Raw genomic sequence first — 23843 nt, 5'->3', positions numbered from 1 at the left:
GATTAAAGTTAAAATAAAAGTTTGTGTTAGAGAATGGAAATTTTATGTGCTAAAAGATTTGTAAAACGAAATTTTATAGAATTAAAAAGACTTATTATTTTTTTTAACCAATTGCGACACAGTCTCAAAGCTCAGTGTGACATAAAACTCTTTAACATTTGAAACAGAGATTTTAACAGAAATTTTTCCGAATCGATGCAAATCCTTCAAAATCTGTTTCATCAATTTCACATTTAAAACAAAAAAGGCTGCCCTTTCGGACAGCCCTGCAAGTAGTTTGGAAGTTTAATTTGAAATTAGACCATTAGTTGAACAAATATCTAATTCCTAACTGAATTCTCCAAACATCATCAATATTTGCAGTTTTTCTAAAAGTTGTCTTAATCAATTCACCACCAATACTTGCTAATCTATATAATACTTTACCATTAGCATCAGCACCTCTTGCAATTAATGGCTGAGTTGTAGTGAATGTCTGTCCAACTCCCCAGTTTTTATTCAAAAGATTGGTGAAGTTTAAGATATCAATTCTAAATTGCAGACTGTTCTTATATCCCAGGAACTTCTGACTGAATTCTTGAACAAGACTTAAATCAGCTCTGAAAACCATCGGCAGGAAAGCTGCACCTCTCTCTGCATATTTACCACGATTCTTGCTCAAATATGGGTCATTTAAAATAATGGCTTCCCACAAATCAGCCTGATGCTCTGAAGTAATAACTTTCCCGCTAACGGGATCTGTATATTGTTCAAAGTTCATTTCAGATTTATCTTTTGGAATATAAATTAAGTCATTACTTGTTCCACCATCACCATTTAAATCACCAGAGAATGTATAGCTGCCATTTCCAGGAGTGAAGTAATCAAAGAATAATGTTAATGTAGTCGCACCAAAGTTAAAATATTCAAGTTTATATGAAACAGCACCGAATAATCTATTACCTGGTGAGTTTACTGAATAACCTAAACCTGGATCATTTGGATTTCCTGCATGTTGATTATTATTCCAGCTTCCAAATGCTATCGAACCTGGATCTACTGTATTCTTTGCCACTCCATACATATAACCAACTTTTGCATACCAGTTATTTGACCATGGTTTTTCAAGTGTTGCTGCAATATTCCAGTAATAACCAACATTCTGATTTTTTAAGACGATTGCATTATCAACTTTTGAATAAATCTTATTTGAACCAATCCATCTTGGTCTGTTATCTGGACCAACAAATTGTCCATTTGGAGCTTTGAGATTTGCATTTATATAATAAATACCATTAACATCTTTGCTGTATAAGAATTCAAGTGTTCCAACTACATCATAAATTAATTTTCTATCGACACCAATATTGGTTCTCCACATTTGTGGGAACTTGAAGTTTGGATCTGTTAGAGCTAATTCATAGTTCGAAGCTGGTGCACCAGTCACAACCGCTGGTTTATAATGATTAATATCTGGATGGAATGGACGGTTTTTTGTATTATCCAATCTTTCAAAACCAGTTAAAATACCATTGTTTCCAATCTGGTTTGAAATCCACACATAAGCTGGTCTGCCTGTAAAGATACCAGTTCCACCTCTGAGTTGTGTTGTCTTATCACCAAATACATCCCAGTTAAATCCAACTCTTGGTGAAACAAGAATTTTTGGATCTGGCATTTTGTCAGTTCTATATTGAACAGGGAAACCATTCTCATCTCTAAATACCATTGAATCAACTTCAGGGTTATGATATCCAGTCTTTTCAAAGAATGGAACATCAAAACGAATTCCAGAGATCACATTCAAATTTCTGAACACTTCCCACTGATCCTGAACATAAACACCACCATACCATACTTTCAAAGGTTGAATTGGTTTTACCTGACCAGGGATGTTAGACCATCTTACCTGAAATCTTCTTAAAGTGACTGGTGAAACTGTTCTATTTGGATTTGCTAAGTAATCAAGTGCATCTGTATAAAAATCTGCGAGTGAGTTATATACATAAACACTTTGTGAACCTGGGAAGAAAACATTTTCTGATTGATATCTTTCTAAACTAAATCCAAAAGTTAATGTATGATTTTCCAGGAACAGGTTCAGATTATTTTGAATCTGGAAGCTCCAATATCTTAATTCATTGTTTGGTGTAAATGGTTCAAATCCAAATGATGTGTAAACCTGCCCGCCTTCTAAAATATCAACAAATGGGAACATTGATCCTCTTGATTTACGACTTTCATCATTATATGTGTAACCAACAATCAAGTTGTTGCTCATCTTATCTGAAATTATACTGTTCCATTCAGCAATGATTGAACGAATGTTCTCCATTATTTGATAGTTTGAATTCTGGAAGTTTAATCCAGTTAAATTTGACCTTCTGTTTCCAAATCCAAGTGAGCTTGAATTTGAAAGTAATACATCGGTAAATGAATCGAGATGAGTATAACGCAAGCTTAATTTATTCTTTGGATTGAGGTTGTAATCCAATCTCAACAAGAATCTTGTTGATGGAGTTTCGTGATCATAACCTTCATATGGACCGGTTTCATAACCGAAATTCTGTTTCAGGAATTGACTGAGTGAGTCCAAATGACTCTTTAATACTCTTGTAACATTACCACCAACAGGCTCCCCGCCAAGATTAGCACGATAAGTTGTTCCGGGTTGAATTAAGTTATCTGTTTCAAAGTTTACAAAGAAGAAGAATTTATTCTTTATTATTGGACCACTTAAAGTCAATCCAAATTGATTAAATCTAAATGTTCCGGGATTAAAGGTTGCATCGCCTGCTTTTGTACCTACGAAATCATTGTTTCTGTAGTTGTAGTAAACTGAACCTGAATATCTATTAGTTCCACTCTTTGTAACAGTATTGATATTCGCACCAACAAAATTTCCCTGACGAACATCAAATGGAGAAATATTTACTTGAATTTGTTCAATAGCTTCAATAGAAATTGGAGCTACGCCTGTTCTATCACCAGGCAATCCAGCAAGTCCGAATGAATTGTTAAAGTAAGAACCATCAACAGTGATGTTGTTTAATCTATTATCAACACCACCGATACGAGCATTACCTGTTGCCTGTGGGGTCAATCGAACAAGATCTTCCAATCTTCTTGAAATGGTTGGAAGGATTTCAATATTTTCTCTTTGAATTGTTGTAGCTGTACCAGTTTTATCAGAACGTATAATGGTACTTCTCTCAGCCTCCACAGTAATATCTTTAAGTTCAATTTGAGTTTCGGTAAGAACAAAAGTTAGGTTTAGGTTCTGTCCTAACTCTAAGTAAACATTCTCTAAAATTTGTTTATTATAACCAATGAAAGATGCAGTGATCGTGTAAGGACCGCCAACTCTCATACCCGTTATATTAAACCTTCCGTTTGCTCGCGTAGAAGTCCCATACATTGTCCCTGATGGAACATGAACTGCTGTTACATTTGCACCAGGCAAAGGATCCCCATTTTTATCAGTAACAACTCCAGTGATACCAGCAGTTGTGATACCCTGGGCAAAAATTGTTGTTGATGAGATTAAGAGAAAAACAAAAATGAATTTGGTTAGATGTTTTATCATAACATCACCTTTATTTTGTTATGGATTGATTTGTGAATTGTAATTTTGGAGAGGCTTCTCTTGTGGAGTTGAATGAATTGATTAAAAATTCTCTCTCTCATAATCACTGCAAATTTCTTATTATAAAGTTTGATTGTCAAGGGTTAAATATTAATTTTAAGTTAAGAATTTTATTTGAACATATTAGAAAATTTGTACCATAATAAATTCATTTCTCTGAATTTATAATTTGAATTCAAATATCATTAGAAATTCTCGCCAATTTATAGACAAAATTCCAAACCGATTAACAAATCTGGGGAAGAGAAACAGTATTATCTAAAAAATTAGTCTTGAGAAATTTCAAAGCCACAAGGGTTTGGTGATTAATGAGATAAAATGGAACCAAGAATTTTTTAATACAGAAAGAATTATAAGATTAAAATGGTAACGAGAAATAATAAATTCCAAAAACAAAAAAGAAAGAGATTTGAAATAAATGTATCTCATCTATTCATATTTGCATAATTACAAGGCGATGGAATTAATAATTTAGAAATAATCAATCGGGCTTTAATTCGAATTCTCGAATGGATAATATTATTGAAACATATATTCATTAAAAGTTTTTAGAATAAATATTTTAATTATAATGATCAAAGAAATTATTCAATGTCACTCCTTCGGAGTTTAGAATGATTTCGTAAGAACACCACATCTATAATAATTTCACCACTTCGTGGTTTATGATTGTCAATCGATACGTTCAACCAATTTAGTTGAGAAATATTTTGAAGAGCAGGGAAACGAAAAATATTAAATTTTGAAAATGAAAATTGAATAGAAACCTAAAAGGTTTCATTACAATTAGAGGTTGTTAATCGATGAGTAAGAAAAAACACATGAAATCCCAAAGGGATGAAATTATTATAGGATCAATTAAACAAGCTTCAATTTTCAAATCCTGAAGGGATGACATTATCAAAAATCTAATTACAGAAAAAAATTTTATGACGCTAGAATTATCATCATTATTTAATGTCACTCCTTCGGAGTTTAGAATGATTTCTTCGGAACACCACATCTATAATAATTTCGAGCCTGTCCAAAAAGTTGGCACGAAAAATGAACTTATAATAAGTATGCAAAAAGAAATATTTATAAAAAGGGAAAAAAGAAAAATTTAGGTGAAGAATTATGATGGATTCTCTATTTGGAGAAGAAGGAATTTCAGAAATGAGAAAAAGGAAGAAGAAGAAAGGTGGTCGACAGGTATTTAAGGAATATAACCAGGCACAGCTGAAGTTGTTACCGCCATCACTTGATGAGTTAATTCCTCCAAAACACATAGTGAGAGTAATCAATCGGATAGTTGAAAATATGAACATCAAGGTTTTGGAGGCGACATACAAAGGAGGAGGAGCCAGTGCATACGATCCGAGGATGATGTTAAAAGTTGTAATATATTCATTTGTAAGTAAGATATATTCAGTTCGACAAATAGCTAAAGCACTAAGAGAGAATATTTGTTTTATGTGGTTAGCAGCTAATAATAAACCTGATTTCAGGACAATAAGTTATTTTATATTAAATCGATTAACTGGGGAAGTTCTTACAGAGATATTTACGGAGGTAATAATATATTTAATTAAGCGTAAATACATTGATATGAAGGAATATTTTGTAGATGGTTCGATCATTAAGGCAAATGCAAATAAGCATAGTTATGTATGGAGGAAGAATATTGAACGATATAGGGAGAGGATAGAATTAAAGATAAAGGATAGAATGGAAGAGATGATAAAACTAATCGAAGAGGAGAACTCAATTTATGGTGATAGAGATTTAGAAGAACTTGGAGAGTGGTCAAAGGATTTAACATCAGAAGAAGAACAAGAGAGTATAGAGAGATTAAATAAATTAATAGGTAAGATAGTCAAAGGGATAGATAGTCAAAAGGAGGTTAATAAAAGATTAGATAGAGATAGAGCCAAGCGAAGGAGACAGATAAAAAGTTTGAATAGAGAGATTAATAAGTTTGTAGAGAAGAAGAAGATATATGATGAATATCTCAGAGTGTTAAAAGATCGAAATAGTTGTTCAAAGACAGATTTGGATGCGACATTTACGAGCTTAAAGACAAAGGGAGTTGAACCGGCCTATATGGTAATGATAGGGACAGAGAATCAATTTATAATAAATGGAACAGTATGTAGAAGGTTATCAGAGGCAAAGGGATTTAAGGAACATATGGAAGAGTTACTTAAGAGAGGATTGAAGCCTGAGAGAGTGGTAGGAGATAGTGGATTTGGTTCAGAACAGAATTATGAATTTTTAGAAAAAGAAGGTATAGAGGGGTATTTGAAGTATAATACATTTAATAAAGAAGAGAAAGGGAATAAAAGACCAATTAAGGGATTTGTTAGAGACAATTTCAAATATGATAAAGCTTTGGATGTGTTTATATGTCCCGAGGGAAAAGAATTAAGATATATAAGAGATGAAGAGAGTAAAGTTGAAGATGGACATAAAAAGAAGTATCGTGTATATAGGTGTAATAGTTGTATAAGTTGCAGTTTCAGATGGGAGTGCATAAAATCAAATAATAATTATAAAGAGATAAGGTTAAACACAAAATTTGAAAGATATAAAGAAGAAGCTTTTAATAAATTAACTTCAGAAGAGGGAAAGAGGTTAAGAAAACGGCGGAATTATGAAGTAGAGAGTGTATTTGGTATTATAAAAGATGCTATGGGATTTAGAAAGTTTTTGAGACGAGGAATTGAAAAGGTTAAAAAGGAATTTAATTTAGTTTGTATTGCATATAATCTAAAGAGATTAGCAAATTTTGAAACAGCCTCTTAAAGGTGTATTTTTTTCTCCTCATATTTTTAGAGTTTCAAATGTAATTTCTTCAACATTTTTGATCTGAAAAACTTACTTTTTGGACAGGCTCTTATGATTGTCAATCAATACGTTCAACCAATTTAGTTGAGAAATAATTTGAAGAGCAGGGAAACAAATAATATTAAATTTTGAAAATAAAAATTTAATAGAAACCTGGAAGGTTTCATTACACCTACATATAATTCTACTGGGGAGATTGACAATTAAAAAAACATAAAATCTGAGATAAATATGAATAACCCACAATTGAATTGGATAAAGACAAGATCAAAAAAAGAAATAACAGAACCCCATAGGTCCAATTCGATTAAACCCAATTGATTTGAGAGAAGGAATTAATATAGAAAACTTATAACCCCATAAGGGGCCAATATGAATAACACCCAATCGTATTGGGGGTAAAGAAGGAAAAAATAACACTGAACCCTGAAGGGGTTCAATGGGAAAATAAATTTTTTATTAGCCTAGAGTTCTTTTTAAAAATCTCTTTCAAAAACTCTTATTTACAACATCCAACCCTCGCAAGGTTGTGATTTTCTTATGTCATTGTTTCCCCGATTAAAACTCGGTCTAATCATACTTTAACTCCTAAGGACTTTATACAAAACCATTTAAAACAAAAAAGGTTTGCCCGAATTAACGAGCAAACCTTTTCAATAAAATAAAACTTTTTCGAATCTATTTTACTAACGGTCTGATATAAATATTTTCTTTGTTACCTCTTCCGCCAACATTTTCAAGTTTTGTTGTAACTTGAGCTAAATCTACAATAACCTGACTATCTCCCGAAATGCTGAAAGTTCTTTCAAAATATTGATATCTCGGATGAATAATTTTTATCTGATAATTTTTATTTCTTTCCATTACGAAATAGTGTGCTTTATTGGTAATTTCTTTTTTGAATAATGGTGTCTTAATTAGTTCATTGTATAAATCAACATTTTGTTCATAAAGGTAATTCGTTGTCCAATATATCTCGCCATTTTTGTCAGTCTTTGCTTTGAACTCATCGCTTAAAACCGCCCAAGGATTTAATTTATACTCTGTAAAATAATTGAATAGTTTTGTTTGCATAGAAAATTTATCAAGGACTTTTTCATCAGCACAACTTTTGAAACCATAAAAACCATAATCAAAATTAGGTGCCCTTAATGTGAAATCAGTAAATCTTTCAAAAACTTCTTTTGATTCCCCTGTTGGTTCGAGCGGTGTAATTGTAACAATTGCATCTTCAACTGGATAGAGAGTTTCATTATCACGAATTAAAAAAGTTACATTTGCAATTCTATCTCTTAAATAATCAAGTCGATCAAAGTAATAGTAATCCACGAAATTATCTATTCCTGCTGTTATATCTTTATATTCAACTACGAGATCATCAAATGGAAGTTCAGAATAAATTTTTAGATCTGGATTTTCTGAAATTTCAAGTGGGAAAATTTTACCTGATTTTGATTTTGAATCGGGAATTCCAAGTGTCTTGCAAAACTGCTGCTTAAATCGGATAAATTTACTTGGTGCAAAATCCATCACATAATCAAATGTTTCACTTGGCCAGCCTGTATGGAAATAATTAAAATTTGGAACCCAGAAATGATTTTCATCCTGAACGCATTCAAAATAAACTCCATTCACTTTTAGCATATTTCTATTATTTTGATATTCAACTGGGAAAGCTAAAACCTGACCTTCATCAGACTTGTAATGCAGCCAGAGCTCACAATATAAATCTCTTCCAAGTGATTTAGCTGTGTTATAAAATTCTGAATAAATTCCATTATGATAACTTGAAACTCCATTGCTAAGACAGCATCCATTAAAAACTTTTGGACAGACTGAAGTTGAAACAAGATCTACTTTGTTATCTTTCAATGTTGACTTTAAAATTTGATTTGAATCATCACGAAAAATAATAATGTTTGACTTGCTTTCAGTCGAAACCTGAGTGGTTGTAGTAGTAGTTGTTGTTTCTTCTTCAGGTTTTGTTGAAGAACATTGAATAAATAGGAATGCCAAAATGAATGGAAGAAGTAGTTTTATATATTTCATGTTTACGCCCGCTCTATTTGTTTTTGATTTTGCATAATTCTTAATGAAATTCTATGGAAATTTTTATTAAAAGTAAAGAGCCAAAGGTAATAAATTTTAATGTCCCGAAATTGTAAAACCTGTTCAATGTATTAAGATCTCAGTATAAAATTTAATCGTTAATGAAAACTAATGACTTCCTTTTATTGATCTTTTTTTTCTAGGCTCAAAGCATATAAATAAACACATGACTAACTTCTACTCACATTGAGATTAATTTGTGTTTATTAGATAATCGAATATTAAACAGCGTATTATTTGTTAATTTATAAGCACACCGCTTAAAGTTTTTAGATCTACAAAATATTGATTAATCACTGCCCCTAATTAATAAGTTGCGGAGAGGGTGGGATTCGAACCCACGGTCCCACTTACGCAGGACACCGGTTTTCGAGACCGGCCTATTCAACCACTCTAGCACCTCTCCTTTTCAAAAATCAAAATATGTATTGCAAATATAAATGGTGTGACTAAATTTTTATGTTTCAATTTGTGTATGTAAAGCAATCTCTTCTAAAACCGAACTTACTCTTAAACATTCTGAAAGTTCACCTGAGTAAACTACAGCCTTCCCTTTAGTATGGACTTCCCATGTCAAAGCTTCTGCTTTTTCATACGAACAACCAATTGCTTTAATCAATTGGGCAATTACTTCATCGAAAGTGTGGAAGTCATCATTGAATAAGATTACTTTTGCTGGTAATCCTACATCTGTTCCGTCTGTCGTTTTGATTTCTTCAATTACTTGAGGTGTTTCCATATAAAAAATTTAATTATAGTCAAATTATTAGTCAATTGTTATTTTATTTTTTCATTAGTAATTTACTCACAAAAATAAAGGAAGAATTTATGAAAATTGTTGTTGCATTAAGCCATGTCCCCGACACAGCAACAAAAATTAAAATCTCTCAGGATAGAAAAACCATCGATCCAACTGGTGTTTCTTTTATCATCAACCCTTATGATGAATTTGCGGTAGAAGAAGCACTTCGAACAAAAGAAAAATTTGGAGGTGAAGTAGTAATTGTAACTTATGGAAATGACTCAGCAAAAGAATCTATTCGTAAAGCTCTCGCAATGGGTGCTGATAAAGGAATTCTTATCAAAGGGGAATTAAATGTAGACTCACTCACAGTTGCTGAAGCACTCGCATCTGAAATTTCTAAATTAAATCCTGATATTGTTTTTTGTGGTAAACAATCAGTTGATTATGACAGTTCGGCAGTTGGACAAATGTTAGCTGAACTTTTAAACTTCCCATCAATATCAACAGTAGTTAAACTTGAAATTGAAAATGGTAAGGTGAAAGCCGAAAGAGAAGTCGAAGGAGGAATTGAAAAGGTTGAATCATCATTACCTGTTGTAATTACAACTCAAAAAGGATTAAATGAACCAAGATATGCATCTCTCAAAGGAATAATGGCTGCAAAGTCCAAACCAATTGAAGAAAAAACTTTTGATGCATCACAGAATAGATTAGTTGTGAATGAATTGAGACTACCCGATTCAAAGAGGAAATCTAAAATACTTGGGACAGACGCATCCGCTGTTCCTGAACTTGTTAAACTTTTAAGAGAAGAAGCAAAAGTAATTTAAGGGAGAAAAAAATGTCTAATAAAATTTTAGTTTTTCTTGAACAACGAAATGGAGAAATAAAAAAACAATCCTTAGAAGCTGCAAGAAAAGGATTTAAACTTTCGAAAGAAGTTCAAGGTGAAGTAGTTGGAGTTGTTTTAGGTGATCAAATTTCAAATTTAGATATCGCATCTGAACACGGACTTGAGAAAGTAATTCACTTTAAGAATTCTAAACTTTCAAATTATTCTTCGACTGCTTATGCAAAACTTATCAGCGATTTCGTTAGAGAAAATAATTTTAATTTGCTCTTATTCTCTCATACAGCAATGGGAAAAGACCTTGCACCAATCGTAGCAGCTAAATTAAAAGCTGGTTATGGTGCCGACTGTACATCGATAGAAATTAAAGACGGAAATCTTGTCCTTGAAAGACCGATTTATGCTGGCAAGGCAATTATGAACTTTTCATTAAATTCAGAAGTTAAAGTTTTAACAATTCGACCAAACACTGTATCCTTAACCGAAGATGGATATAAAGTGAATTTAAATACTGATGTAAAAGAAATTCCTGATGATGCTCTGGATTTGAGATGTATTGCAACAGAATATGTGAAAGCTGAAGGTAAATTAGATGTTGCCGAAGCCGACATAATTATTTCAGGTGGAAGAGGAATGAAAGGACCAGAAAACTTCTATTTACTCGAAGAAATTGCACAACTTCTTGGCGGTGCTGTCGGTGCATCAAGAGCTGTTGTAGATGCTGGCTGGAGACCTCATTCTGAACAGGTTGGTCAGACAGGAAAAACTGTCTCTCCAAAATTGTATATTGCTTGTGGTATCTCTGGAGCTATTCAGCATCTGGCTGGAATGTCTTCGGCAAAATGTATTGTTGCAATCAATAAAGATAAAGATGCTCCGATCTTCCAGGTTGCTGATTATGGTATTGTTGGCGATGTTTTAGAAATTTTACCAGTATTAAAGGAAGAGCTCAAAAAATATGTTAGTTAAAAATGGATAAAGTTAGAGTTGAAATAGCAGGACTTCATCAAACACCAACTGGTAGTGGTGCTTATGCATTGATTTTAAAAGAAGTCAATGGTAATAGAAATCTGCCAATAATTATTGGTGCATTCGAAGCTCAAGCAATTGCGATGGAGTTAGAAGGGATAAAACCACCAAGACCGCTAACACATGACCTTACTAAAAATCTTATTGAATCACTTGGTGCAACATTAGTCGAGATTATAATTGACGAATTGAGAGATAATACATTTTATGCGAAATTAATATTAGATGTATCTTCAATGACACAGGAGATTGATGCCAGACCAAGCGATGCAATTGCTCTATCAGTAAGATTTCGCTGCCCAATTTATGCAAGCGAAACTGTGATGCGAGAGGCTGCTTTTGAAGTTGAACCTGAAGAAGAAAGTTCCTTCCGATTAAGAGACGAAATTGATGAGGAAGAAGACGAGCGCGAAGATTTTACAGAAAGACATCGACCAAGATCTCCTGAGAGTTCTTCATTCTCAAGAAGTAAAGAAAATCGAATTGCCCAACTCAAAGCACAGTTAAAAGAGGCAATTGAAAAAGAAGAATATGAGAAAGCAGCTAAGATTCGTGATGAGTTGAAAAAACTAACGGGCGAAGGCAATTAATTTCTAATGGTGATTAACTACCTGGTGTAATTCCGAGTTCACATTGTTTGCACTTCTTTTTGCTGCAATACTCTCTAAACAACTCAATTAATCCTTGATAAAAAATACTTTGATGAACAATTGTTGGAAGTTGAAGTGCATTGGCAAGATCAATTGCAATTTGATTATCTGTCTTTTGCATCATAGTCTTATAAACAGCCAGAACCTTCGCAGCATCTTTCTTTTTTCCAAAAACATCTGAAAGTACTTTAATAAATGGTAAAATCACATTTACAACTATTTCCTCTGAGCGAGACATTCCAACAAAATGTCTGAACGGAACCTCAGCTCTTTTATTGAAATGAAAATAATTTTTCCAGAAACCGTCTGCTTCTACAATAACAAGAGACTTTAGTGCTTTAAGCATTTGAGCTGAATTATCTATTTTCTCAAATGCTGACATTATTCTGCCGAGAAGGTTGTTATAAAGCAATTCATATAAAATTCTAACACCACCGGCTAACCTTACCGTTGGAAAGTTCTGAGGCTTCAACTGGAAGAAATGCCATTTGCTCCCCTCAAGGATTGAACCTCGATATTGAGGCTGATATTTTTTCCATGTTTCATTTACTTTTTTTACATAATTCTTAACCTCTTCATCCTCTACTTCGCTAATTTTAGGGGTCATACCAGAAACATAAAAATAAACTTTCTCAGCTTCTTCGATGAAATTTTCTTTAGGAATATTGTTTATTACAAAATCAAGATCAATTTCGAGAGCGAGTCGTCTGAAAATATCTTTGTTCTTAGAATAACCTAAAGCTTCAAAAACATATTCATAAAAAAGCTGCATCCATAATTTTTCATTCCTGAAATCTGATGCTTTAAATTCTTTATTATAGAAATCCTCATTTGGAGTGTAATGAATACTAGGTTCTTTAGTCGATGAACGAAGCTGATCTTCTAAATAAATTTCTTTCAATCGTTGATAAAGTTTATTGCACTTCTTTTCAAATCGTCTTAGTCCAAGTTCTCTTAAGAAAGTTAGTTTTTTATCAACAGTAGTTTGAAGTTCTTTATGCTGACACGGAATTCCTTTTAAACGATGATCTTTTTCAAGTGAAATTGCTTCACGAATAACTTTTCGCAAATCTTCATCGATAAATTGACTTAAATTAAGAGCGGGGATTATTCTTCCAGAGTGAGAGATAGGATGAAAATCTTTGTTATCTCGATTAAAAAACACATGAAGTATTACGCTGTTATACTTTTCATTTTTGTTATGCTCGTGTCTTGCCCAATCACTGATGTTTGTATCAATCTCGATATCACCAACATACTTTATTCCACCAATCATTATCCGCGCATTTTTAAAGTCAGGTCCATCTTCACCTTCGTTGCGTTCTCCAACATCTAAAATTTCCAGCTCGTCGTTATTAATTGTATAAAGTTTTCCGTTGGTGAATTTCTTGTTCTGCCAGATTTGATATAAGAATTTTTCTTTAATTTTATTAAGGTTATTCACGAGTAGAATAGTTCATTTATTTGTTGTTTCAGTTGATTAGCATTATTAAAAATGCATTTTCTAAAATCACCATTAAGATTTGAGTAGAGAATATCTCGGCTTGAATTTATGAGGAAGTTCTGAAAACCATTTTTCTTTAGATGTGAAATAACAGAATTCAAATCTCCGCCCTGATGTCCAACACCAGGGATTAATAATGGAATATCCACAAAATTTTTATCCAGAAATTTGAACTCAGACTTTTGTGTTGCACCAAAAACAATTCCAATATTTTTATGCTTTGAATTCCAGGTCTTTACTTTTGTTAAAATCTCCTGAAAAACAACTTTACCATTGCTCAATTTTAATTTCTGAAATTCTTTTGCACCAGGATTTGAAGTCAATGTAAGGATATAATTAGTTTTATTAATATATCTGAAAAAAGGCTCGAGAGAGTCATAACCTAAAAATGGATTAAGCGTCACTGCATCGAATCTAAAATGTTCATAAATTCCCTTTGCATACATTCGAGAGGAAGAGCCAATGTCCCCTCTTTTTGCATCACATATTTTGATAATCTGTCGTGGAATTTTTGGAAGAATGTTTTCTAAAACCCTTAGTCCATAACTTCCCATCGATTCAAAAAATGCCATATTAAATTTGTAAGCATCAACGATTTCGTAAGTGGACTCAATTACTCCTTCGATAAAATATTCAACAAAATCTTTTTTGAAAGTAATGTAGGAGGGTAATAATTCAGGATATATATCTAATCCAATGCATAAGTGAGTTTTTTTCTCGTTCTTCGTTTCAATCAATCGTTTCACTTTCACTTTTCCAAAAAATTTTATTACAAATATAAAGAAGTTGATTTTAAGATTAAATTAATGTTAACAGAGTTTTTCAATGTGAACTTAAAGTTTCAATCAAAACCTCAGCCAAAAAATCTACAGCATTTTTCTAATTTTGTAAATAAAACTGAGGATGAAATGATAGAAACAAAGAAGAAAATAAAACTCCGTAATGGCAACCAGATGATCGCTGAAGGGGCAATTTATGCTGGATGTAAATTTTTCGCTGGTTATCCAATAACCCCAGCCTCTGGAATTTATAAAGGTATGATTGATATGCTTCCGCAGGTTGGTGGACTTGCGATCCCTTCTCCCGATGAAATCTCTGCAATTGCTTATTGCGTTGGTGCTTCAATGAGAGGCTTCAAATCGATGACAGCTACATCTGGTCCTGGTTGGTCTTTAATGATCGAAACAGTTCAATATGCCTTAATCACCGAAACGCCAATTGTAATTGCAGTAGTTCAGAGACTTGGACCAGCAACAGGAGGAGCAACCCAGGGTGCCCAGGGAGATATCCTATTTACTCAATTTATCACAAGCGGTGGATACACAATTCCTGTTTTATATCCAACTAATCCAAAAGAATGTTTTGAATTAACAGTTAAGGCATTTAACTGGTCGGAAAAATTACGAACTCCTGTTGTTCTTCTTTCTGACAAAGAAATAGGAATGACAACCGAGACGGTCGATTACACGGGATTAGAGAATTTGGTAATTGAAAATAGAAGCACAATCAACCCGGAAGATCTTAAGAGTAAAAACTGGAAGATGTATGACTTTGAAAGTTTAGGTGATATTCCTCTATTTGCTCCTGTCGGTGGGAAGATCAAAGTAACTGCAACTGGTTCTGCTCACAATAAAGAAGGTGAATTAAAGAAAAACGATCCTGAAACTATCAGCGTATTGAAACATCTTGAAGAAAAAATTCAAGCTCACCGAGATGAATTGATAGAATATAAATTTTATGAAGAGAAAGGTGCAGAAACTTTAATCATAAGTTTTGGAATCACAGGAAGGACTTCACTTGAAGTTTTAAGACGATTGAGAAATTCAAATAAAAAAGTTTCAGTCTTAATTCTTCATAGCTTATTCCCAATACCCGAGAAACTTTTAAAAAATGTTTCTGAGAAGTATAAAAAAGTAATTATAGCCGAAGAAAATTTGAATGGACAATATCGTTTGTTGATTAAGCATTTATTTGATGGGAAAGAAGTAATTGGCGTAAACAAAATCGGGAGTATGATCACACCTCAAGAAATTATGGAGAAAATATAATGGAAAAATTACTCTCAAATATTGATATAAATATCGAATGCACTTATATGACAAAAGGTGCACAGATGCCTTTCTGTAAAGGCTGTGGGCATAGTCACATTTTAAGGAAACTTGATGAAGCTTTGCTCAAATTAAAATTAAATCCAGAGGATATCTGTCTTGTTACAGACATTGGCTGCATAGGACTTGCTGATTACTTATTTGATAAAGTTCATACCGTTCACACAACTCATGGAAGATCGACAGCTTTTGCAACTGGAATTGCTCTCGCAGACAAAGTTTTAGCAAGCAAAAAATTGAAAACCATCGTTTTGATCGGTGACGGTGGTGCAATGATTGGATTACTTCACATCGTCAATGCTGCCTTGTTGAATACTGATGTGACTGTAATTGTTGCTGACAATTTCCTTTTTGGAATGACCGGCGGTCAACAGTCCGCTTTCAGTCCGATTGATTTTATTACTCAAACCTCTCCACTCGGAAATATTATTCCCCCACTCGATTTGTGCAAAGTGGCTGTTTCATCTAAGGCTCAGTATGTTGCAAGAAAAATCTCAACTGATAAAGATTTAGTCGATACATTAGCTGAGGCAATAAGTTACAATGGATTTTCTTTAGTTGAAGTTTTAGAATTATGCACTGAATATGCTGTCGAAAAAAATAAATTGAAAGGTACTGACCTAATAAAGATTGCTGAAAACCACGAACATCAGCTCGGAGTAATTGAAAATAAAAAGGAGCGAAAAGAATTTTCAGTCTCATACATCGAAAAGTTTTTCAAGAGTGAAAGTGATTTTAATTTATTTACAAATTTCATTTCACCAGATCAAAATACAATTGACTTTAATTCAAAATTTGGAGTTGATCAAATTGGAATTATAATCTCAGGAAGTGCTGGAGAAAAGGTTCAGTCATCTGCAGCAATGCTTTGTCAGGCTGCTGCGCAATCTGGATTATTTACAACTCAGAAGAATGATAATCCAGTAACTCAAGGCAGCGGTTTCTCTCTATCAGAAGTTATTCTCTCTCCAGATGAAATATATTACACAGGTGTCGATTCACCTTTTGCAATTATTGTCGTTTCAATTGATGGACTAAAAGAACTGAAATCTCAAAACATATTTGAAAAAGTAAATGATGGAACAATAATCATTTATGATGAAAGTTTAGATTTACCAGTTCAGACAAAGAAAATGTATAAACTTCCTCTAAGAAAAATATGTGGTCCCGATCGAGCCGCTTTAGGTGGAATAGATGTATTGCTGAATTTAATCGAACCATTCCCGCTTAAAAACTTTCATTCTCTTATCGAGAAGAGATTCGGTGATTACCAAAAAATTTATAAAGGCGATTTAATTGGAATGTTAAGAAGTAATTAATATTGAATTCACAATTATTAAAATGATTTTTCATTAATTACTAAAATTTCAGAACTTAAAAAATCATATCAAAAATTTTTGGTTCGAGATATTAAATTCTTCGTAGTGAAGTTAGTCAGGTTTGATAAAAAACGATTTTTTTCATCATTATAAGACTACTAACAAATTCTTTGATCAGTTAAAGTTTTGAAATTTTGTTTTAAAATAAAAAACCCTCGATTGTAAAATTTCGAGGGTTCATTGTGGGCCCGGAAGGACTTGAACCTCCGACCCGCTGATTATGAGTCAGCTGCTCTAACCAACTGAGCTACGGGCCCCAATCATTATTTCAAAATTTCCGATGCAAAAATCTTAAATAGAATTTTAAAAAACAAGATTTCTTCTAACTCAGCCTCTGAAAAACTTTCTCAGCAATATAATTTCCTATTGAAAGAGATGCTGTTGCAGCTGGACTTGGTGCATTACAAACATGGATTATTTTTTCTTCTTCGACAAAATAAAAATCATCAATTAAATTCCCTTTGTCATCACAAGCTTGGGCTCTAACACCCGAACCACCGGGAAGTAAATCTTCTTCCTGAATTTCTGGGAGTAATCTTTGTAACGCTTTTGTAGATGCAGACTTTGAAAATGAGCGATAAAATTCACCTGCACCAATTTTCCAATATTTTCTCATTACTTTCTGAAAACCTCTCCAGCTTAAAGTTTCATATAAATCTTTCAGGTTAATGTCATTTTTCTTATATCCTTCTCTCTTAAAAGCAAGCACTGCATTTGGTCCGGCTTCAACTTTCCCATCAATCATTCGAGTAAAATGAACACCAAGGAATGGAAAATCTGGATTTGGAACTGGATAAATTAAATTCTTTACTAAATATTTTCTTTCATCTTTAATTTTATAGTACTCACCTCTAAACGGAATAATTCTTAACGGAAGATTTTTTTGCGTTAATCTTGCCAATCGATCTGAGAATAACCCAGCACAGGTAACGAGCAAATTTGTTTGATATGTTCCATTCTGCGTCAAAACTTCTAGAGAGTTTTGATTTTTATGAATACTCTGAACACTTTCATTAAAAAATATTTTTCCTCCGAGATTTTCAATTTTTTCTTTCAGCTTATTGCAAACTTCTTTGAAATCAATTATACCTGTATATGGGACAAAAATTGCTTCAAGTCCATTCGCGTAAGGCTCAATTTCTTTTAATTCATCTCTGGAAATTTTTTTAATCTTATCAAGTCCATTTAATTTTCCGCGTTCAAATAAATTATTTAAGATAGGTAATTCCCATTCTTCAGTTGCGACAATTACCTTACCACAGATTTCATATTTAATATTTTCCTGTTCACAAAATTCAAGAAGTAATTTATAACCATTTATGCAATTCTTAGCTTTCAAACTTCCAGGTTTATAGTAAATTCCTGAATGGATCACACCACTGTTATTTCCAGTTTGATGTTTTGCAACATCATTTTCTTTTTCGAGAATTAATAATTTTAATTCGGGTCTTTTATTAAGAATTTGAAATGCTGTTGCCAGACCAACAATACCAGCTCCAACAATTATTATATCATAAACCATTTTTAACTCCGAATTCAAAGTAAACTGGTAATTCCGAAAAAAGCTGACCATTCATATCCTTCTCAGACACAATTGGATTTTCAACTTCCCAATTGATTGCTAAATCAGGGTCGTTATATCTCAAGATCCTTTCTGAATCTTTATTGTAAAAATTCGTGCACTTGTAATGAAAAATTGCGTCGTCTGATAAAACAGAAAATCCATGAGCAAATCCAACTGGTATCCACAATTGGAGATGGTTTTCTTCCGAAAGTTTTAATGAAAAATGTTTACCAAAAGTGGGCGAATTCTTTCTTAGATCGACAGCAACATCAAGTACTTCCCCTTTTATAACCTGACAAAATTTTCCCTGAGCATAAGGTTCAATTTGAAAATGCAATCCTCTAATTGTGCCTTTAACCGATTTTGAAAAGTTGTCCTGAACGAAATTTAAGTTTAAATCATGAGATTCGAATTTCAATTTGTTATAAGACTCAAAAAAATATCCTCGTTGATCACCAAAAACATCTGGTTCAATAACTAAAAGTCCTGGAAAATCTGTTTTATGAATTTTCATTTTCGTCAGCCTCTCTTAAAACTTTTTCAAGATAATCACGATACATTGATTTTGGAATTTGATTAATTAAATCGCGGAATTGTTCTTTAGTGATAAAACCTTTTGTAAACGCAATTTCCTCAATACAAGCGACCTTCAACCCCTGACGATCTTCAATTACACCGAAAAAGTTAGATGCTTTTAAAAGTGCTTCTGGTGTTCCTGTATCGAGCCAGGCAACTCCTCGACCGATTTTCTCTACTTTTAATTCACCACGTTTCAAGTATTCTAAATTAACATCTGTTATTTCGAGTTCTCCGCGCCAGGATGGTTTAAGATTTTTTGAGATTTCAATTACCTTGTTATCATAAACATATAAACCTGGAACTGCATAATTCGATTTTGGCTGCTTTGGTTTTTCTTCAATTGAAATAGCTTTACCATTCTCATCAAATTCAATTACTCCATATCTTTCAGGATCGCTTACCTGATATCCAAAAACAGTTGCTCCACTCTTTTGTTGAATTGCTCTATAAAAGAAATCAAGTTTTCCATAAAAGATATTGTCACCCAAAATTAAAGTTACCTGATCTTTTCCAATGAATTCTTCACCAATGATAAAAGCCTCGGCAATTCCATTCGGTGCTTTTTGAACTGCATAATGAAAATTCAGTCCAATCTGCGAACCGTCATTAAAAAGTTTCTTGTAAAGTGGGATTGTATTTTCATCTGAGATTATTAAAATATCTCTAATTCGTGCAAGCATCAAAACTGAAAGTGGGTAATAAATAAGAGGTTTATCATAAATCATTGCAAGCTGCTTTGAATAAACTTTTGTGATTGGATAAAGTCTGGATCCAGAACCTCCAGCTAAAATTATTCCTTTCATAATTTACCTCTATTTAGTTATAAAGTTTGTCAAAATTAATGAAAAGCATAATAGAGTTAACTCAATGGTTCACTTCTGAATTAATAATAATCAAAAAATCCTAATGTAAATTGACATAGGAAATATGTCCAGATCTCTACTTATTGTCTCTCCTCATAGCTTAACTTTAACTGGATGTGCATATAACTTTCCTTCTTTCCAAAGTTTAACTGGATTTTTTAATATTTTGATATTAGCTTCGCGAGTGCCTGCTTTATATACTACATAAAATGAATATTTTTCTCCTTCACCTTTTTCAAATAGTTGCCTTGCCCACTCCCATTGTGTTCCCGTAACTTCAATAAGTTCTTCATTTTCTTTTGTTTTAGTTTTAACTTCAATATATTCAATCTCGGTTCCCGATTCTTTTACGACAAAATCATAACCCTTACCAACATCTTTTTCCTTATTTAACCATATAATTTCAACAAGTTCTTCGTCATCATCATTTACTACTTTAAATCCGGAACCTGCTTCAATAACTTTTCCTTTTTCTTCATACCTTCCTCTAAGTGCGTAATAAACGAATTTTTCGCCCCATTTTCCAATAGTTTTTTTATCAATGGATATTTCCTCTTCTTTTTCAATTTTTTCTTTTTTCTCAATTTCCACTTCTATTGTTGTTTTATCTATTCCTGTTTTATCGTCTTCTGTTTGACTTGATAAATTAGCGGTTTCAATTTTATCTGGCTCTATTTCTTCTATTGTAGGAGTAATTTGTTCTGGTTCGAATTCAGGTTTCCATTCTTCTTTTTCCTGCTCCAATGGTTTCTCTTTTCTTTCAGAAATTAATTTTTCGAGTTCTTCTATGGGAATGTCTTTTACAATCTCTAATTTTTTTCTATAATCTTCTGGAAGTTGCTCAAAAATTTCAGGCCTGAATTCAAGTGCTTTAATTAAAATATCTATATTTGAACCGTTTTTTATGTAACCATCCGATAGCTCCGAAAAAGTAATTTCAGATGGTTTTTTGAAATTATTATTTTTATCAACCAACCATGCTTGTTGTTTTAGTGTCTTTAAAAATTTTGCCTCAAAGCTCCTGCTATGTTGCGAATAATAAAACCATCTATATTCACCTTCAAAAAATCCCTGTGCTAACCTACTGTTTAAACTTTCAATACTTTTTAGTAATAATTTCCATAGTAAGTATGATTTTTCTGGAGTAATGGAATTTATAAAATTACCTAACCCTTCATATTCATAATCCTTTTGATGAATATCATAGCGACAACCGCTATTACCCCTTAATCTACTCTTTTCTTCCCAAGACAAATTGACATCTATTTCAAGTCGCCTCGGTTTATCCTCAACACCCAATTCTTTCAAAAACTTTCTAACTCTTTCCACTTCAAACTCTTTAAAAAGCTCTTCTGAAACAAAATATACTGACGGATAACCTTCAAAATAGGTCTTTAAATCTTGATCTGGGAAATAAATTTGAGTGGCTTTTAATAAACAGCTATTTTTTGTTTCATCATTTTTATCAGCATAGACAAAATTTGCATTTGATAATTCCCTAACAAATTCTTCTTTCTTATTTGATGCAATAATTTCATATCCTTTCAGTAGTTTTTCAAAATCCTCAAAATATGATTCGTCTTTTATAGGATTTTCTTTTCTATATTTTGGAAGTATAAATTCTCTGATTTCAGCAAAAATGTCTGGTTTTGTTAATCCGAGCTCTTTTAAAAATTTCAAAGATTCTTCATTTTCGATAAAAATGCGTTTAACGGTTTTATACTTAGATTTAGTTTCTGTTGGTAAATACACTTGCACTTTGCCATTACTATCAAAGGGAGCTATATGTTCGCCATTTTCTAATCTCATTATAGGTTTAGTTCTCAAAACACCCTTTGAATATACTCTATCGCTCCATAATGCTTGCTGATCTAACAGTCGCCTGTAAAAATCAATCAACCACTCATCAGTTTTTGTCTGCAGAAATTCAGCAGTTATTTTTCTTGCAAAACTTTCAAAATCAACCTCCTGCACTGTAAGTTCTTTAATCAGATATTCTCTAAGTTCAGGTGTTCTATCTTGGGTTATATTGGAGTCTAACCAATGTTGTTTAGAAAACAGTAACCTGATGTCCTCGTTGTTTAGAAATTCAGTTAGCTCTTTACCACGTGCTAATAAAGCGTCAGTCGCTTTGGTATATCTGCCATCTGATGTAGGTAATAATTCCTCGCTTAGTAACTTTTCTTTTACTTTATTATATATTTCCGAATATATTTGCTCCTGTTTTGCAATGTATGATTTGAGGGGTAAAATTTTTAAAAAATCTGTATTTAAGTAACCTAATTCCTTCATGATATTTAAACTTTCCGCCACAAGATTTACAATTTCTTCAAGTATTTTTTTATTTTGTTCATCGCTTAAAGGTATATTTTCTCTGTTAGGGGTTGTTTTGAAAGGTCCTTGAATTAAAAAATTCAGGAAGGTTACTTTCTCGGTGGGGAAAAATACAACTAATTTTGAGTTCGGTTCTGGAGTTATCATCTCGTTGCCATTCTGGTCTATACCTAATTTAAATGCTATTTCAACTCGCAGTTCTTTATCCTCTATTTTCATTATCTTTTCAATTACTAAATATTCCTCAGTAACTCTTGATGATTTTAATTTTACTCTATTTACATTTGGTTTACCTTGAATATTGTTCCTTTCTTTTGAATATTCCCCATTTGAAAACGGTGTTTCCCATTGAATTTCTTTGATATTCTTTAAAAAGAGTATAGTCTTTGGGTCTAATTCTTGAAGTCTATTAGATATAAGATTAAAAATTTCCTCTCGGTTGCGACGGTTATGATTAAACGGCAACCTAATAAGGGTCTCGTTTGATTCTAAAATTACATTATCTCTATTTATAGGCTCGGGGACAACGAAATTTTCAATTCTAAAGTTATAATCGCCTGAATATATTTCTGGATTTCGAGTTATTGCAAAAACAGACTTAAAACCAACACCAAATTTCCCTATTGCTATTAGATCTTCTTTCTTTTTCGAAATTCCAATACCTGTGATTCCTTCGATGTCAGCAATATCAAATTCTTGTCCATTATGGTAAAAATCCAATCTGTCTTCAAATAATTTAAATCTAACTTCTTCTGCCCCCTCATCTTCAGCGTTTTGTAGCAATTCATAAATAAAATGAGAAGGATCAGTATATAATCCTGTTAAAATGCTATCAAAATCAAATTTATTCTCCTCTGAACTTTGAACCCAGTTTTTTCTTTTTATTTGTAAATCAAAAAATGCAGTGTCCATTCTCCTTAACCAATTTTCTTTAATCTCCTTAAGATTATCTAACAAGATTTATTTATGCAAAAATTAATCCCCTAATTATTGCTTATTATGCTTTGCATTGCTTATCTGACCATCGAGTTTCTTTAAATTACTTGTAAATTAAATTTGATTTTATCAATGAATATCTTATATATAAAGTTTACTTTCAAAAATAAAAATCTATAAGATATAATTTAGCTACCATTGATCTTTTTATGTATAGGAAATAGCTATGTTTGAACAAATCTCAAAAAGAGATTATAAGAGATCCACTGAAATTCAATAAATAATGTTCCTTTTCTATAGTTTTCAACTTTAATAATGAATTAACATTCATATTAATCAAATGATAATTCACAGATTTCTATAAATTTATGCACTAAATTAAGGCAAGTTTGAAATAAAAATGAACTTAATTTGTTCAAATTAAAAATTGATCTATAAACATTTGAAATATTTTTACACATGAAAAGATTATATAAAAATACTCTCAAATGATTTTAGATTTCATAAAAAATTTACCCCTTTTAAAATTCCCCGAAAGAATAAATCTGACATATTAATTTTTATTCAGAAATCAAAAAGAATTAATAGAATTTTATTATAACAAATTTTGCGGAGAGGGCGGGATTCGAACCCGCGGTACCGGTTTACCCAGTACGGCGGTTTAGCAAACCGCTGCCTTCAGCCACTCGGCCACCTCTCCAGCAATTATTCAATTAAATAAAGAACAAAGAATGAAAAATTT

General features: G+C 32.3%; 15 protein-coding genes and 3 tRNA genes. 6 read left to right on the top strand and 12 right to left on the bottom strand.

The window, feature by feature from the left end; genetic code table 11:
* Window positions 1-304: 304 nt before the first annotated feature.
* Complete coding sequence (locus tag HPY57_11120; GenBank protein ID NPV12328.1) at window positions 305-3562, bottom strand: TonB-dependent receptor; 3258 nt, start codon at window positions 3560-3562, stop codon at window positions 305-307.
* Between the two features lie 1179 nt (window positions 3563-4741).
* Here HPY57_11120 and HPY57_11115 point away from each other — a divergent pair.
* Window positions 4742-6409 carry an IS1182 family transposase gene (locus tag HPY57_11115; GenBank protein NPV12327.1) on the top strand — a complete coding sequence of 556 codons (1668 nt, stop codon included), beginning with the start codon at window positions 4742-4744 and terminating at the stop codon, window positions 6407-6409.
* A gap of 720 nt (window positions 6410-7129) precedes the next feature.
* Here the strand turns inward: HPY57_11115 and HPY57_11110 are convergent.
* The 3 genes from HPY57_11110 to HPY57_11100 form a co-directional block, all read right to left on the bottom strand.
* Complete coding sequence (locus tag HPY57_11110) at window positions 7130-8500, bottom strand: hypothetical protein (GenBank protein NPV12326.1); 1371 nt, start codon at window positions 8498-8500, stop codon at window positions 7130-7132.
* A 377-nt stretch (window positions 8501-8877) separates the two neighbouring features.
* Window positions 8878-8966, bottom strand: a tRNA-Ser gene (locus tag HPY57_11105).
* Between the two features lie 51 nt (window positions 8967-9017).
* Entirely contained in the window at window positions 9018-9299 is a 282-nt protein-coding gene (locus HPY57_11100) for an ATP-dependent Clp protease adaptor ClpS (protein ID NPV12325.1), read from the bottom strand.
* Between the two features lie 89 nt (window positions 9300-9388).
* Between HPY57_11100 and HPY57_11095 the strand changes: the two genes are divergently transcribed.
* The 3 genes from HPY57_11095 to HPY57_11085 are packed head-to-tail and all read left to right on the top strand — an operon-like array spanning window position 9389 to window position 11774.
* Entirely contained in the window at window positions 9389-10135 is a 747-nt protein-coding gene (locus tag HPY57_11095) for an electron transfer flavoprotein subunit beta/FixA family protein (GenBank protein NPV12324.1), read from the top strand.
* 11 nt (window positions 10136-10146) lie between these two features.
* Window positions 10147-11124 carry an electron transfer flavoprotein subunit alpha/FixB family protein gene (locus tag HPY57_11090; GenBank protein ID NPV12323.1) on the top strand — a complete coding sequence of 326 codons (978 nt, stop codon included), beginning with the start codon at window positions 10147-10149 and terminating at the stop codon, window positions 11122-11124.
* Between the two features lie 2 nt (window positions 11125-11126).
* Complete coding sequence (locus tag HPY57_11085) at window positions 11127-11774, top strand: bifunctional nuclease family protein (protein NPV12322.1); 648 nt, start codon at window positions 11127-11129, stop codon at window positions 11772-11774.
* A 13-nt stretch (window positions 11775-11787) separates the two neighbouring features.
* Here HPY57_11085 and HPY57_11080 read toward each other — a convergent pair whose 3' ends face one another.
* Together HPY57_11080 and pyrF are read right to left on the bottom strand one after the other, a co-directional pair.
* Window positions 11788-13278, bottom strand: coding sequence for a DUF2851 family protein (locus HPY57_11080; protein ID NPV12321.1), 1491 nt, complete (start codon window positions 13276-13278; stop codon window positions 11788-11790).
* Window positions 13275-14084, bottom strand: a complete 810-nt coding sequence (pyrF, locus tag HPY57_11075; protein NPV12320.1) for an orotidine-5'-phosphate decarboxylase — start codon at window positions 14082-14084, stop codon at window positions 13275-13277. The genes HPY57_11080 and pyrF overlap by 4 nt, the downstream gene beginning before the upstream one ends.
* Window positions 14085-14246: 162 nt before the next feature.
* On the opposite strand from pyrF, the gene HPY57_11070 reads away from it, so the two are divergent.
* On the top strand, window positions 14247-15386 hold the full coding sequence (locus tag HPY57_11070) for a pyruvate flavodoxin/ferredoxin oxidoreductase (GenBank protein ID NPV12319.1): 1140 nt from the start codon (window positions 14247-14249) through the stop codon (window positions 15384-15386).
* Window positions 15386-16765 carry a hypothetical protein gene (locus tag HPY57_11065; protein ID NPV12318.1) on the top strand — a complete coding sequence of 460 codons (1380 nt, stop codon included), beginning with the start codon at window positions 15386-15388 and terminating at the stop codon, window positions 16763-16765. The genes HPY57_11070 and HPY57_11065 overlap by 1 nt, the downstream gene beginning before the upstream one ends.
* Window positions 16766-17008: 243 nt before the next feature.
* Here HPY57_11065 and HPY57_11060 read toward each other — a convergent pair.
* The 6 genes from HPY57_11060 to HPY57_11035 all read right to left on the bottom strand — a co-directional run bounded on the left by HPY57_11060 (window position 17009) and on the right by HPY57_11035 (window position 23801).
* Window positions 17009-17082 (bottom strand) — tRNA-Ile (locus tag HPY57_11060).
* 65 nt (window positions 17083-17147) lie between these two features.
* On the bottom strand, window positions 17148-18347 hold the full coding sequence (lhgO, locus tag HPY57_11055; protein ID NPV12317.1) for an L-2-hydroxyglutarate oxidase: 1200 nt from the start codon (window positions 18345-18347) through the stop codon (window positions 17148-17150).
* On the bottom strand, window positions 18337-18903 hold the full coding sequence (gene rfbC, locus HPY57_11050; protein NPV12316.1) for a dTDP-4-dehydrorhamnose 3,5-epimerase: 567 nt from the start codon (window positions 18901-18903) through the stop codon (window positions 18337-18339). Before rfbC ends, lhgO begins: the two co-directional genes overlap by 11 nt.
* Window positions 18890-19771 carry a glucose-1-phosphate thymidylyltransferase RfbA gene (gene rfbA / locus HPY57_11045; protein NPV12315.1) on the bottom strand — a complete coding sequence of 294 codons (882 nt, stop codon included), beginning with the start codon at window positions 19769-19771 and terminating at the stop codon, window positions 18890-18892. The genes rfbC and rfbA overlap by 14 nt, the downstream gene beginning before the upstream one ends.
* Window positions 19772-19924: 153 nt before the next feature.
* A complete protein-coding gene (locus HPY57_11040) occupies window positions 19925-23077 on the bottom strand; it encodes a DUF3883 domain-containing protein (protein ID NPV12314.1) in 3153 nt (1050 codons plus the stop codon).
* A gap of 634 nt (window positions 23078-23711) precedes the next feature.
* Window positions 23712-23801 (bottom strand) — tRNA-Ser (locus HPY57_11035).
* Window positions 23802-23843: the final 42 nt, after the last annotated feature.

The organism is Ignavibacteria bacterium (assembly GCA_013177855.1).
GTDB lineage: Bacteria > Bacteroidota > Ignavibacteria > Ch128b > Ch128b > Ch128b.
The sequence above is the reverse complement of the archived record's forward strand: the minus strand, read 5'-3'. Positions and strand labels throughout refer to the sequence as shown.